Below are 13,108 nucleotides of genomic sequence, written 5' to 3'. Positions count from 1 at the left end.
CCGCCCTGTGCGACGCTGGAGGGCGCGGCGCGGACCGCGGGTCCGGGGGAGACACGAGGCGGTACGGCGTGTGGCGAGGACGGTGGCGGACCACGGGCAGCGCCCTGGCACGGGTGATCATCGTCTGGGCGGTGTCCACCCTCACGATGCTCGCGCTGGCCGGCATCCTCCCCGACTTCCGGCTGCAGTCCGGCGACGGCGACAGCGTCACCGAGATCGGGCTGACCGCCGCCTGGGGCGCCGGGGCCTTCGGCCTGCTCAGCGCGCTCGTCTGGCCGGTGCTCGTCCGGGCCCTGCTGCTGGTGCCCGCGCTGGTGCTCGGCCTGCTCGTCTTCTTCCTCAACGGCTCACTGCTGCTGCTCGCCCTCAGCCTGATCCCGTCCGGCCGCGGCGAAGTGGCCCCGGAGACGGCCGTGGTGGTGGCCGCGGTGATGTCCGCCGTCGCCTCGGCGACCTCGACCGCGCTCGCCGTACGCGACGACGAGGCGTACCGGCGCAGGCTCCACCGGCTCGCCGACCGCCGCCGTCGGCGTACGCGGCACGACGGCGCGCCCGGCGCCGGCGCGGCCGCCCCCGGACTGGTCTTCCTCCAGCTCGACGGCGTCGGGTACGAGGCCCTGCGCCGCGCCGTGGGCAGCGCCCTGATGCCCACGGTGGCCGGCTGGCTGGAGGGCAGCCACCGACTCACGTCCTGGCGCACCGACTGGTCCAGCCAGACCGGCGCCAGCCAGCTCGGCATCCTGCACGGCTCCAACTTCGATGTCCCCGCCTTCCGCTGGTACGAGAAGGACACCGGCGAGGTGGTGGTCTGCAACCGGCCCACCAGCGCCGCCGAACTCCAGCGCCGGGCCGTCGCCCGCACCGGGGACGGCGGGCTGCTGACCCTCGACGGGGCGAGCCGGGGCAACCTGTTCAGCGGCGGCGCCGACCAGCTGGCCCTCGTCCTGTCGGTCTCGGCGCGGCGGGGCCGGGCGAACCGTTCCCGCGCGGGCTACTTCGCGTACTTCTCCGACCCGGCCAATGCCGTCCGCACCGCGCTCTCCTTCGTCGCCGAGGTCGTCCGGGAGATCGGCCAGTCGCTGCGGGCCCGGCTGCGGGGGGAGCGGCCGAGGGTGGCCCGGAGCGGCCTGTACCCGCTGATCCGGGCCTTCGCGACGGTGGTCGAACGGGACGTCGTCGTGGCGGCGGTGATCGGCGACATGCTCGCGGGGCGCGCCGCGATCTACGCGGACCTGGTCGCCTACGACGAGGTCGCGCACCATTCGGGGCCGCACGGCCGGGACACCGACCGGGTGCTGGCCCGGCTCGACCGGAGCCTCGCGCTGATCGCCCGGGTCGCCGAGCACGCACCCCGGGAGTACCGGATCGTGCTGCTGTCGGACCACGGCCAGAGCCCGGGGGAGACCTTCCTGGGCCGGTACGGGCTGACGCTGAAGGACCTGGTCCGCGCGGGCTGCGGGCTGCCGGTCTCCCGCCGGGCCGGCCGCACCCGCAGCGGCGCCGAGGCCCGCGCAGCGGTGCTCGCGGCCCTGCACCGGCCGGTGGAGGAGGGCGCAGAGGCCCACCCCGAGCGGGGCCCGGACCCGGTGGTGCTGGCCTCCGGCAACCTCGGGCTGATCTCCTTCCCGGACGTACCGGGCCGCGCTTCGCGGGAGCGGATCGAGCGCTCGCACCCCGCCCTGCTGGCGACCCTGGCCAGCCACCCGGGCATCGGGTTCCTGCTGGTGGACGGGCAGGTGCTGGGCCCGGGCGGGGCCGTGGCCCGCCTCGACGAGCCCGGCGCGGCGGAGGAGCTGCTGGCCCGGTTCGGACCGGGCGCGGCGCAGGCGGTCCGCCGAACCGACGCCTTCCCGCACGCGGCCGACGTGATGGTGAACTCGGCGTACGACGCGCGGACCGGGTCGGTGCACGCCTTCGAGGAGCAGATCGGCTCGCACGGAGGCCTGGGCGGGGAGCAGGGCCACCCGTTCCTGATGTGGCCGACGCAGCTGTCGGAGCCGGACCCCGACCTGGTGGGTGCGGAGGCGGTGCACGAGGTACTGCGGCGCTGGCTGCGGGAGGCGGACGGGCCCCAGGTGCCGCTGACCGCCTTCGCGGAGGATCCACGGCCGGAGGCCGGTTCGAGTGGAACCTTTCCTTCCGCAGGGGTGTCCGTGCAGGACGAAAACCGTTGATTTGGTGCGGCTTTGGGCTTGCCCGACGATATGTCGACCTGTCCAGCATATGAAACACCCGAGGCGTACCACCCGTGAGCTCCACCCTGCCCGCCCCCGCCCCTGCCCCTGCCGCGACACCCGCGCCGGCCGAGGAGGCGGCGAGCCCCCACGCCCGGCGCTTCGGCCTCCCGGTCGCGACCTGCCTGGTCATGGGCAACATCGTCGGCGGCGGGATCTTCCTGCTGCCCGCCTCCGTGGCGCCGTTCGGCACGATCAGCCTGGTCGCCTTCGGCGTGCTCACCGCCGGTGCGATCGCCCTCGCCCTCGTCTTCGGCCGGCTCGCGCAGCGGCTCCCGCAGACCGGCGGCCCGTACGTCTACGCCCGCGCCGCGTTCGGTGACTTCGCCGGCTTCCTCGCGGCCTGGAGCTACTGGATCACCGCCTGGGTCTCGAACGCGGCCCTCGCCGTGGCGGCCGTCGGCTACCTCGCCGTGCTCTTCCCGGCCATCGGGGACCACAAGGCGGCGATGTGCCTGGCCGCCCTCGTCGTGCAGTGGCTCCCGGCGCTCGCCAACCTGGCCGGCACCCGGTACGTCGGCGCCGTCCAAATGGTCGCCACCGTACTGAAGTTCGCCCCGCTGCTGCTGGTCGCGGTGGGCGGGCTGTTCTTCTTCGACCCGGCGAACCTCGGGCCCTTCCAGGCCACCGGCCAGAGCCCCGTCGGCGCGGTCTCCGCCGCCGCGGCGATCCTCCTCTTCAGCTACCTCGGCGTGGAGTCGGCCGCCGTCAGCGCGGGCGAGGTCCGCGACCCGGCCCGCAACGTCGGCCGGGCCACCATCCTGGGCACCGCCGGAGCTGCCGTCGTCTACCTGCTGGGCACCCTCTCCGTCTTCGGCCTGGTCTCCCACGAGAAGCTGGTCTCCTCCGAGGCCCCCTTCACCGACGCCGTCAATGCGATGTTTTCCGCAGACGGAGGGGCCGGGAGTACGTGGGGCGGCACCCTCGTCGCCTGCGCGGCCGTGATCTCGATGCTCGGCGCCCTCAACGGCTGGACCCTGCTCAGCGCCCAGACCCCGTACGCCGCCGCCCGCGACGGGCTCTTCCCGAAGGTCTTCGAGACGAAGAAGCGGGGCGTCCCGGTGGCCGGCGTGCTCGTCACCGCCGTCCTCGCCTCCGGCCTGACGATCTACAACTACACGCTGGGCTCGGACGGGGTCTTCGAGGTCCTCGTCCTGGTCACCACCTTCACGGCGACGGTCCCGTACCTGCTCGCCACCGCCGCGCAGATCTACTTCCTGCTCTCCGGGCAGTCCGAGCGCGTCCACCGCGGCCGCCTCGTCCGCGACGGCGTCCTCGCCGGCCTGGCCTTCGCCTTCTCGATGTGGCTGGTCGCCGGCTCCGGCTACGCGGCCGTCTACCAGGGCGTCCTGTTCCTCTTCGCGGGTGTCCTCGTCTACGCGGCGATGTCCGCGCGAAACCACCGAGCCGGGCACCGGGTCACCGCCTGACCTGCGCGGTAGTTTGGAACGAGAGGAAAAGACGAGGACAAGCAGGGGGCAGTGAAGGGGTCGCCATGTCCGCGATCAGAGAAAGCATCGACATCTCCCGCAGTCCCGATGACGTCTTCGACTACATGACGGATCCCACGCACCTGCCGGAGTGGCAGAGCAGCGCCGTCTCCGCCCGCCCGCTCGACGGCGCTCCGCTCCACGTCGGTTCCAAGGTCAGGGTCACCCGGCGCATGGGCAAGCGGAGGTTCCCCATGACCATGGAGGTCAAGGAGCTCGACCCGCCGCGCAGCTGGCGCCTCCGAGGGCTCGACGGACCCGTACGCGGCGATGTGCGCGGGACCATCGAACCCCTTGACGGCGGAAGGCGCTCGCGCGTGACCCTCGACCTCGACTTCGAGGGCCACGGCATCGGCAGGGTCATCGCGCCGCTCGTGGTCAAGCCGTACGCCCGCAAGGAGATGCCGCGCAACGAGGAGAAACTGAAGCACCTGCTGGAGCACTGACACACCCGGCCACCGCCCGCGGCGGAAAACCGGATGCTTCGGGGGTGCGCGGTGCGCCCACACCGGGCCCGTTGGAGCCTGAGAAACGGTCCTCAGGGGTGGGGTACGTGGCGCGGGGGGACGAGGAGCAGCTCGCCGCACGCCGGGCGTCCCCGCCACATACGCGGATTTCGTGCTGGCGCACGAGATGCTGCACGCCACTGCGCCCCGGGGAGCGCTGCGGAGCCCGCGAACCGTACCTGCACCACGTGGCCGCCCGACCACGTGGTCAACGGCTGGCTCGTGGAGACGGGTGCCGGCGATATGCCCGAGGGGGCGCTGTACGACCCGGAGCTGAAGGACCTCTCCGTCGAGGAGGTCTACGACCGCATCACGACCGGCCTGCGCCGACTGCGCCGGCTGTCGACCCTGCGCGGCGAGCGCCTCGGGGACGTGCCGGGCGAGGCGCTGCCCCACGCGGGCAGCCTCCCGTACACCGATCTGGACGATTTCTACCGGCGCGGCCTCGTCCAGGGCTTCGACCTGCACACCTACGCGGAGCGCGGCCTGCTGCCCGCCGGGCTGGTCCGGGAGATCCGGGCGCTGGCCCGTCCGCCCGTCCGTGGGGCGCGCAGCTCGCCCGCTGGTTCGACGCGTACGTGCCGAGGCCCGGGCCCGTACGGACCTGCGCGCCCACCTCGTACACGGAAGCCCGCGACGTACCGGCGGCACGCGTCGTGTTCTGCGACGCGGCGCCGTACGACGCGGGCTGGTCTGCCCCCGACCGAAATCGCGGGCCGGATGAAGGTGCGCGGGCGGGGCGGAACCGTGCTCCGGCCCGCGATCGACCTGCTCCAGCGCGCGGAGGACTTCCCTCCGCGGGCCCCGGTGCTGGTGATCACGGACGGGTGGTGCGACACCCTGCGGATCCGGCGCGAGCACGCCTGTCTGGTTCCGCAGGGCGCCTCCCTGCCGTTCACGCCCAAGGGGGCCGGTCTTCCGACTGGTCTAGTCGAGGTAGTCGCGCAGCACCTGCGAACGCGACGGGTGGCGCAGCTTCGACATGGTCTTGGACTCGATCTGGCGGATGCGCTCACGGGTGACCCCGTACACGCGGCCGATCTCGTCCAGGGTCTTCGGCTGGCCGTCGTTCAGGCCGTAACGCATCGAGACGACGCCCGCCTCACGCTCGGAGAGCGTGCCCAGGATCGACTGCAGCTGCTCCTGGAGGAAGGTGAAGCTCACCGCGTCGGCCGGGACGACCGCCTCGGAGTCCTCGATGAGGTCACCGAACTCGCTGTCGCCCTCCTCACCCAGGGGGGTGTGCAGGGAGATCGGCTCGCGGCCGTACTTCTGGACCTCGATGACCTTCTCGGGGGTCATGTCGAGTTCCTTGCCCAGCTCCTCCGGAGTGGGCTCCCGGCCGAGGTCCTGGAGCATCTGGCGCTGGACGCGCGCCAGCTTGTTGATGATCTCGACCATGTGGACGGGGATGCGGATGGTGCGCGACTGGTCGGCCATGGCACGCGTGATCGCCTGCCGGATCCACCAGGTCGCGTACGTGGAGAACTTGAAGCCCTTGGTGTAGTCGAACTTCTCCACGGCGCGGATCAGGCCGACGTTGCCCTCCTGGATCAGGTCCAGGAAGAGCATGCCGCGGCCGGTGTAGCGCTTGGCCAGCGAGACCACGAGGCGGAGGTTGGCCTCCAGCAGGTGGTTCTTGGCGCGGCGGCCGTCCTCGACCAGGATCTCCAGCTCGCGCTTGAAGGCGGGCTTGTGGTCCTCCTCCTCTTCGAGCTTGTACTCGGAGAAGAGGCCCGCCTCGATGCGCTTGGCGAGCTCGACCTCCTGCTCGGCGTTGAGGAGCGGCACCTTGCCGATGAGCTTGAGGTAGTCCTTGACGGGGTCGGCGGTGGCGCCGGCCACCATGACCGTCTGCGCCGGGGCGTCGTCCTCGTCGTCGTCGGACAGGACGAAGCCCTGAGCGCCACCGGCCTTGGGGGCCTCCTCCTCGACGTCGTCGACGAGGTCCTCGGCGGCCCAGTCCTCGCCCTCGGCGGCCGGGGTCTCGCCCTCGTCGGCATCCTTGGCGCTGGTCTTCTTGGCCGCGGCGGTCTTCTTCACCGCGGTCTTCTTCGCGGCGGTCTTCTTGACCGTCCGCTTCTTCGGCTCGGCGGCGGCGTCGGCCGTCACCTCGTCCTCGGCGGCCGCGGCCGGCGAAGCGGATATCGCCGCCGCGGTGGCGGTGGCCGGGCTGGTGGCCGAGGCCTTGCGCGCACCGATGGGGCGCGGCGCGGCGGCCGCCTTCTTGGTCACGGTGCGGGCGGGCGCGGCGGCCGCCTTGCGGGGCTTCTTCGCGGCAGCCTTCGTGGCGGGGGCGGCGCTGACGTGCAGCGCGACGCCCTCCTCGTCCAGGACCTGGTTCAGGCTGCGCAGGACCCGCTTCCACTGGTCCACCGGGATGCGGCCGGCCTCGAAGGCCTGGCGCACGTCGTCACCGTTGATGTGACCCTGCTCGCGGCCGCGCTCGACGAGCGCGACGAGGGCCTCCGATTCGGCGATCTCCGGAGGGAACGTACGGGACGGGCTGAGCGACACAAGGAGCCTCTCGTTGCGAACAGATAAGGAGTGGGCGGGACATCATCGCGCGGACTCGGGAAACAGACCCGAGGGGGGTCTGTATTCCGGGGCCGCGCGAGGACACCTGTCGGTTCATCGCATGCCCGAGTCGATTCGTTACGCGCTGAATTGAGTGACCTGCGCCACGCTGTGGGCGCGCAACCATTCGGCCTTGGATCCGTCCGCGTCCGCGCACCCCCTCCCGTCAGCCCGTTTTGCGGGCTTCGATGAGGAAACGGGCGGTGTGCGCCACGAACGGACCGTCACGTTCGATCTGTTCGTGGAGCTCGCGCAGCCGGTCCCGGTACTGCCCGACCGTGAAGCCGGGCACCATCCAGATCACCTTCCGGAGAAAGTAGATCACGGCTCCGATGTCGTGGAACTCCGTACGCAGTCTTTCTGAGCGCAGATCGACGACCTCGAGGCCGGCCTTGCCGGCGTCCGAGACGGCATCGTCGGGGTGCCGGCCGCGCCGGACCTCCTCCGGCTGGGGCCCGAGGAAGTACTCGACGAGCTCGAAGACGCTCGCCGGCCCGACCTGCTGCGAGAGGTACGTCCCGCCCGGACGCAGGACCCGGGCGATCTCCTCCCACCAGATGGTCACCGGGTGCCGGCTGGTGACCAGCTCGAAGGCCTCGTCGCCGAACGGCAGCGGCGGCTCGTCGGCGTCCGCGACCACCACCGCGCCGAGCGGGTGCAGCAGCCGGGTCGCCTTCGTGATGTTCGGCGGCCAGGACTCGGTGGCGACCATCAGCCGGGGCAGGGTCCCCGCCCCGGCGAGCACCTCCCCGCCGCCGGTCTGGATGTCGAGGGCGGAGCCGGCGCGGGCCAGACGCTCGCCCATGAGTCTCTGGTAGCCCCAGGAGGGGCGCTGCTCGGTGGCCCGGCCGTCGAGCCAGGAAAAGTCCCAGCCGTCGACGGAGACGGACTCGGCCTCGGCGACGAGATGGTCGAAGGTGCGCGTCATGTGTCGATCGTCCCAGGCCGGGCGCCGGTGATCCACCGGTTTGACCGGATCTCAGGCCCCCGGGGCCGCCGTGCACTCCGGACACGCCGACGAGGTCCATTAGAGTGGGGGCGGGCCGTGACTGGCGTTCGGGTGGATCACCACCGGGGAGCGGCCCGGCGCACCTCCCGTGCGCCCGGCGTACCGCGGGTACGCCGACGTGCCGCGCGCCTGGGCGAACCGCGATTCCGCAGCGACGCTCAGGAGACCCCATGACGACCGCCCAGACCGCCACCGCCCCTGCCCGGCTCATGGACGGCACCGCCCTCGCCCGCCGCATCTCGGAGCGGACCGCCGTCCTCGCGGCGAAGATCACCGAGCGCACCGGTACCGCTCCCTGCCTCGCGACCGTCCTGGTCGGTGAGGACCCGGCGTCCGTCACGTACGTACGGATGAAGCAGAACCGCTGCGCCAAGGCCGGGATCACCTCCCGCCACGTGGAGCTGCCGGCCGCGACCACCACCGAGGAGCTCGTCGCCGCCCTCACCGCCCTGTCCGAGGACCCGGAGATCAGCGGCATCCTGCTGCAGCACCCGGTCCCGCACCACATCGACGAGCGCGCCGCCTTCGAGGCCATCGCCCCCGGCAAGGACGTCGACGGTGTCACCATGCACTCCTTCGCCGCGATGGGCTTCGGACTGCCGGGCTTCGTCTCCTGCACCCCCGGCGGGATCATGCGGCTCCTCGCCGAGTACGACGTGGACCTGACCGGCAAGCACGCCGTCGTCGTCGGCCGCAGCGCGATCCTGGGCAAGCCGGCCGGCATGCTGCTGCTGGAGCAGAACGCCACCGTCACCTACTGCCACTCCCGCACCGTCGACCTGCCCTCGATCGTGCGCCAGGCCGACGTGCTGGTCGCCGCCGTCGGCAAGGCCGAGTTCATCCGCGGCGAGGACATCAAGCCGGGCGCCGTGGTCCTGGACGCCGGCTACAACGAGGGCAACGTCGGCGACGTCCACTTCGAGTCGGCCGCAGCCCGCGCCTCGCTGATCACCCCGGTCCCCGGCGGCGTCGGCCCGATGACGATCGCCGTCCTGCTCGAGCAGACCGTCCAGGCGGCCGCGGCCCAGGCCGGGCTGGCGCTCGCGGAGCTCTGACCACCGGGTACGGGAACGCTCCGTACGGGACACGCCCCGGGCCCTTCGGCCCGGGGCGTTCCGCGTCCCGGCGGTGTCCGGATTCTTGCGGCCGGAGCCTGCCGGGCTCCGGGGAGCGGGCGGTATCTTTTGCGCCGGGGCGCGCGATGACACGTGCAACACGTTTCCTGGGGGGGAACTGCTGATGGACCTGTTCACGCCACTGGAGCTGCCCAACGGCACCGCCCTGCCGAACCGCCTGGCGAAGGCGGCCATGGAGGAAAGCCTCGCCGGGTCCGGCCAGCTGCCGGACGAGCGCATCGAACGGCTCTACCGCCGCTGGGCCCGGGGCGGCGCCGGACTGCTGATCACCGGGAACGTGATGGTCGACCGCCGGGCGCTGACCGCGCCGGGGACGATCGTCCTCGACGCCCGCTCCCCGCTCGAGCCCTTCCGGCGCTGGGCCGAGGCCGCGTCCTGCGGTGGGGGCCGGGTCTGGATGCAGATCAACCACCCCGGCCGGCAGGTCGGCTCGGAGATGCCCGGCACGGCCTGGGCGCCCTCCGACATAGGGGTGAGCCTCGGCAAGCACACCAAGCGCTTCGCCCGGCCCACCGCGATGACCGAGGCCGGCATCGAGGGCACCGTCGCCCGGTTCGCGGTCACGGCCCGGCGGGCCGAGGAGGCCGGCTTCCACGGGGTGCAGATCCACGCCGCGCACGGCTACCTCCTCAGCCAGTTCCTCTCCCCGCTCGTCAACCGGCGCACCGACCGCTGGGGCGGCAGCCTGGAGAACCGGGTCCGGCTGCTCACCGAGGTCGTCGGCGCCGTCCGCGCGCAGGTGAGCCCCGGCTTCGCGGTCGGGGTCAAGCTCAACACCGCCGACTTCCAGCGCGGCGGCTTCGACACCGAGGAGGCGGCCCAGGTCCTCGCGGTCCTCGGCGGCCTCGGCGTCGACCTGGTCGAACTGTCCGGCGGCAGCGTCGAGAGCCCCGCGACCCTGGGCCGCACCGCCGATCTGCGGACCCTCGAACGGGAGGCGTACTTCCTCTCCTTCGCCGAGCAGTTCCTGGGCTCGGCCACGATGCCGCTGATGCTGACCGGCGGGATAGGCCGCCGGGAGACCGCGCAGAAGGTCCTGCAGCGCGGTGTGTCCGTCGTGGGGCTCGCCTCGGCCCTGGCGTTCCGCCCCGACCTGCCGGCCCGCTGGCGCGCCGGGGAGGACGTACGGGTGACGGTGGAGCGGCTGCGCTGGAAGGACCGGGACCTGGCCGGCGCCGGGCTGCTGGCCTTCGTACGCTTCCAGATGCACCGGCTGGCCCGCGGTCTTGAACCGCGCCCGGAGGCCTCCCCGCGGGCGGCGTTCGCCCTCGACCAGCTCCAGCACTGGCGCCGGGTGCGGGTGTACGGGGCCTGGCTCGCCCGCAACCCCGAGCCCGAGGACGCCCTCGCCGGCTGACGCCGGCCGCCCGCGCCGACCGCTCACAGGCGCGCCGGGTCCCGTCGTACGGCCGCCACGATGGGGGAGGCGCGGAACTCCCGGGCCAGCGCCGCGAGCGGCCGGGAGTCCAGCCGGTACGGCTCGGGCAGTCCCTGGTCCGCCCCCGCCGGGTGCTCCCCGGCGCCGTCCGCGACCGCCGGGCCGAGAGCCTCCGCGGCTTCGGCGGCCTCGGCCGCCTCCCGGCGCCGGCAGGCCGCCGCGAGCATGGCCGCGTCGGCCACGACCGAAGCCTGCGACGCGCACATCCCCTGGCCGAGCGCCTCCTCGTACGCGGCGCCCCGTACGGCCGGGTCGAACCAGCGGCCCAGCGCCAGGATGCCGTCGTCGATCACCGACTCGCGGTGGATCAGCCGGATCCCGATCGGCGACCACCAGGTCAGCGGCACGGTCGTCACGCTCGACGCGGCGAAGCCGCGCAGCGCCTTCCACAGCGGGTGCAGCCGCCGGTACCGGCTGAAGTCCCGCCAGGCCGCCGAGCCGCCGACCAGCGGCACGATGAACCCCGACCCCACCATCAGGGCCGCCGCGGAGGCGAACGGCGGGGCCACGTACGTGGACAGGCCGTCCCAGTCGCGGCCCGACCAGCGGGCGCCCACCGCCGCCCACTTCGTGACCAGGTAGCCCAGGTCCAGCACCCCGCCGAGCACGATCAGGGCCAGTCCGGTGCGCAGCGGACGCAGCGAGGGGCGCACGCGCAGCAGCCACTTCCAGCACAGCACGGTGAGCGTCGAACTGCCCACGGTGTGCGCGAGCAGGTAGCAGACGATCATCTCGCGCAGCCACGGCGTGTTGGCGTAGTACGTGTCCAGGTCGCGCAGCCGCTCCACCGGCGCGTCGCCGAGGGCGAAGAGGACGACGATGAGCAGCGTGACGGCCCCGAACGCGGCCACCGTCAGCCGGGTCGCCCGCCGCACGACCGCCGGCGGGCCGCCGCCCCACTGCAGGACCAGGACGATGCACGACCCCGAGAACGCGGTCAGCACGCTGTACACCAGCGGGGCCGAGAAGTTGACGATTCCGGTGAGCCGGTTGACCGCGGCGATGGTCGGCGGAGCCGCCAGGAACATGACCATGCAGCCGACCACGAGCAGGGTGCACACGGCCCGCATGAGCGGCTGGTCCCATCCCCGGCGCAGGGTGGGCGCCTTGATCAGCAGCGCCAGGATCATCACCGACCCCGGTACGTACAAGATGAGACCGTCGGTCATCGCGCCTGGCCGACGGGACCGACCGGGCCGACCGGGCCGACCGGGCCCACGGGGTCGACCGGGCCCACGGGGTCGACCGGGCCGGACCCCTGGTCGAGCCCCGCGACGGCCCGCTCGGCCGCGGTCAGCGGCGGTGCCTTCAGCGCGTCCCGGTCCGAGGCGCGCAGCACGTGCCAGACCACCGAGGGCCGCAGCCAGTACGTGGGCGGGCTGCTCATGGTGATGACCTGGAGGAACGCGGCGGTCAGCGCCTCGCGCGTGGTGGCCCCGGTCATCAGCCGGCTCACGTATGCGTTGAGCAGCCCGGCGCCGGCCCGCGGTTTCATGCCGGTGGCCCCGGGATACAGGATGTCCTGCGAGGTGGCGAGCTCCCAGGCGGTGGCCACCTGCGGGACGAGCGCGCGCTGCGCCTCGCGGCCGAAGCCCGGATGCGCGAGGCCCTTGGCACGCATCAGGGCGCGTACGGCCAGCAGCCCCTGGGCGGCGACCGTCATGCCCTGTCCGTACAGCGGGTTGAAGGTGGCGACGGAATCGCCGACGGCGAAGAAGCCGTCGGGCAGGTCCGCCTTCTCGAAGTAGACCCTGCGGTTGGCGGTGCCCTGGGTGACGGCGACGTCGGTGAGGGGCTTCCTGCCCTCGAGGAGCTCGCCGACGACGGGATCGCGGATGCCCTTGGCGAACGGTATGAACTGCTCGGGGTCGCCGGTCGGCTGGCCGCCCCGGGTGCCGGACAGGGTGGCCTGCCACTGGCCGTTCTCGATGGGCACGATCGTCGCCGTCCGGCCGGGTACGCACACCCGCGGATCGGACTGCACGTTGACGATAGGGAAGCCCATCTCGTGAGCTCCCGCGGGGGCTTCGAAGATCCGCGTCGCGTACACCAGACCGGAGTCGACCTGGGCCTGTCCGATCCCGCCGACCCCGAGTTCCTGCAGCCAGGCCCGGGCCCGGGAGCCGCGCCCGCTCGCGTCCACCACGAGGTCGGCGGTCAGCAGCCGGCCCGCCCCGTCGGGGGTGTCGACGCGGACGCCGGTGACGCGGGCCGCCGTACCCTCCAGGGCCTGTACGCGGCTCTGCTGGAGCGTGGTGACCCCGGGCAGGCCGGTCACCCGGGCGCGGACCACCGCGTCGAGGAGGTCGCGGCTGCACGAGATGTTGAACTGCTTCTCCCCGCAGCGCGGGATCCAGCCCTGGGCGGTCTTGGTGACCAGGTCGCCGGGCAGGCTGCGGCGGATCGCGCCCGCCGCCGTCCAGTCGTCGGTGATGCCCGGGAGTATCTTCTCGATGGCGCGGGCCCCGCCCGACCACATGACGTGGACGTGCCGCGCCTGCGGGAGTCCGCGCCGCGGCGCCGGGCTGTCGGGCAGCGTGTCGGCGTCGATGATCGTGACCGTCGCGTGCTCGGCGAGCACGGCCGCAGCGAGCAGGCCGGCCATGCTGCCGCCCACGACGACGGCGTGGCGGGGCGGGGAAGAGTGGGTCATCGTGGGGCTCTCTGTCAGGGCCGTGCGGGGGCAGCGGCACGTGAGGTGCATCGACGGGGAAGGCG

At 73.0% G+C, this 13,108-nt stretch carries 9 protein-coding genes and 1 pseudogene; 6 read left to right on the top strand and 4 right to left on the bottom strand.

The genetic code is table 11. The annotated features are described in order from the left end of the window. Nucleotides 1-68: 68 nt before the first annotated feature. From IF09_RS0106705 to IF09_RS46785, 4 genes and pseudogenes are all read left to right on the top strand, one after another. Nucleotides 69-2,174, top strand: a complete 2,106-nt coding sequence (locus IF09_RS0106705) for a phage holin family protein (protein WP_063607320.1) — start codon at nucleotides 69-71, stop codon at nucleotides 2,172-2,174. Nucleotides 2,175-2,248: 74 nt separating this feature from the next. Continuing rightward, nucleotides 2,249-3,664 (top strand): amino acid permease, encoded by a 1,416-nt coding sequence (locus IF09_RS0106700; protein WP_030292910.1) that lies wholly within the window; start codon nucleotides 2,249-2,251, stop codon nucleotides 3,662-3,664. Between the two features lie 65 nt (nucleotides 3,665-3,729). Then, nucleotides 3,730-4,170 carry an SRPBCC family protein gene (locus IF09_RS0106695; RefSeq protein ID WP_030292908.1) on the top strand — a complete coding sequence of 147 codons (441 nt, stop codon included), beginning with the start codon at nucleotides 3,730-3,732 and terminating at the stop codon, nucleotides 4,168-4,170. Nucleotides 4,171-4,339: 169 nt separating this feature from the next. Next, a pseudogene (locus IF09_RS46785) lies at nucleotides 4,340-5,161 on the top strand (DUF2201 family putative metallopeptidase); the annotation flags it as partial. On the opposite strand, the gene IF09_RS0106690 reads toward IF09_RS46785, so the two are convergent. After that, nucleotides 5,158-6,747 (bottom strand): RNA polymerase sigma factor, encoded by a 1,590-nt coding sequence (locus tag IF09_RS0106690; protein ID WP_030292906.1) that lies wholly within the window; start codon nucleotides 6,745-6,747, stop codon nucleotides 5,158-5,160. The pseudogene IF09_RS46785 and the gene IF09_RS0106690 sit on opposite strands and share 4 nt — an antisense overlap. A gap of 226 nt (nucleotides 6,748-6,973) precedes the next feature. Then, nucleotides 6,974-7,735, bottom strand: coding sequence for a class I SAM-dependent methyltransferase (locus tag IF09_RS0106685; RefSeq protein ID WP_030292905.1), 762 nt, complete (start codon nucleotides 7,733-7,735; stop codon nucleotides 6,974-6,976). Nucleotides 7,736-7,986: 251 nt separating this feature from the next. On the opposite strand from IF09_RS0106685, the gene IF09_RS0106680 reads away from it, so the two are divergent. Next, nucleotides 7,987-8,871 carry a bifunctional 5,10-methylenetetrahydrofolate dehydrogenase/5,10-methenyltetrahydrofolate cyclohydrolase gene (locus IF09_RS0106680; RefSeq protein ID WP_030292903.1) on the top strand — a complete coding sequence of 295 codons (885 nt, stop codon included), beginning with the start codon at nucleotides 7,987-7,989 and terminating at the stop codon, nucleotides 8,869-8,871. Nucleotides 8,872-9,055: 184 nt separating this feature from the next. After that, nucleotides 9,056-10,309: an NADH:flavin oxidoreductase/NADH oxidase family protein gene (locus IF09_RS0106675; protein WP_030292902.1), complete on the top strand. Its 1,254-nt coding sequence runs from the start codon at nucleotides 9,056-9,058 to the stop codon at nucleotides 10,307-10,309. Nucleotides 10,310-10,332: 23 nt separating this feature from the next. Here IF09_RS0106675 and IF09_RS0106670 read toward each other — a convergent pair whose 3' ends face one another. Further along, nucleotides 10,333-11,559 carry an MAB_1171c family putative transporter gene (locus IF09_RS0106670; RefSeq protein ID WP_030292901.1) on the bottom strand — a complete coding sequence of 409 codons (1,227 nt, stop codon included), beginning with the start codon at nucleotides 11,557-11,559 and terminating at the stop codon, nucleotides 10,333-10,335. Then, nucleotides 11,556-13,043 carry an NAD(P)/FAD-dependent oxidoreductase gene (locus IF09_RS47865; protein WP_078613095.1) on the bottom strand — a complete coding sequence of 496 codons (1,488 nt, stop codon included), beginning with the start codon at nucleotides 13,041-13,043 and terminating at the stop codon, nucleotides 11,556-11,558. The genes IF09_RS0106670 and IF09_RS47865 overlap by 4 nt, the downstream gene beginning before the upstream one ends. Nucleotides 13,044-13,108 lie beyond the last annotated feature (65 nt).

The sequence above is a fragment of the Streptomyces katrae genome (assembly GCF_000717655.1).
GTDB classification, from domain to species: domain Bacteria; phylum Actinomycetota; class Actinomycetes; order Streptomycetales; family Streptomycetaceae; genus Streptomyces; species Streptomyces katrae_B.
The sequence above is the reverse complement of the archived record's forward strand: the minus strand, read 5'-3'. Positions and strand labels throughout refer to the sequence as shown.

Coding starts and splice junctions, on each gene's coding strand:
- IF09_RS0106695 (WP_030292908.1), top strand. CDS start 3,730: ATGTCCGCGATCAGAGAAAGCATCGACATCTCCCGCAGTCCCGATGAC.
- IF09_RS0106685 (WP_030292905.1), bottom strand. CDS start 7,735: ATGACGCGCACCTTCGACCATCTCGTCGCCGAGGCCGAGTCCGTCTCC.
- IF09_RS0106680 (WP_030292903.1), top strand. CDS start 7,987: ATGACGACCGCCCAGACCGCCACCGCCCCTGCCCGGCTCATGGACGGC.
- IF09_RS0106675 (WP_030292902.1), top strand. CDS start 9,056: ATGGACCTGTTCACGCCACTGGAGCTGCCCAACGGCACCGCCCTGCCG.
- IF09_RS0106670 (WP_030292901.1), bottom strand. CDS start 11,559: ATGACCGACGGTCTCATCTTGTACGTACCGGGGTCGGTGATGATCCTG.
- IF09_RS47865 (WP_078613095.1), bottom strand. CDS start 13,043: ATGACCCACTCTTCCCCGCCCCGCCACGCCGTCGTCGTGGGCGGCAGC.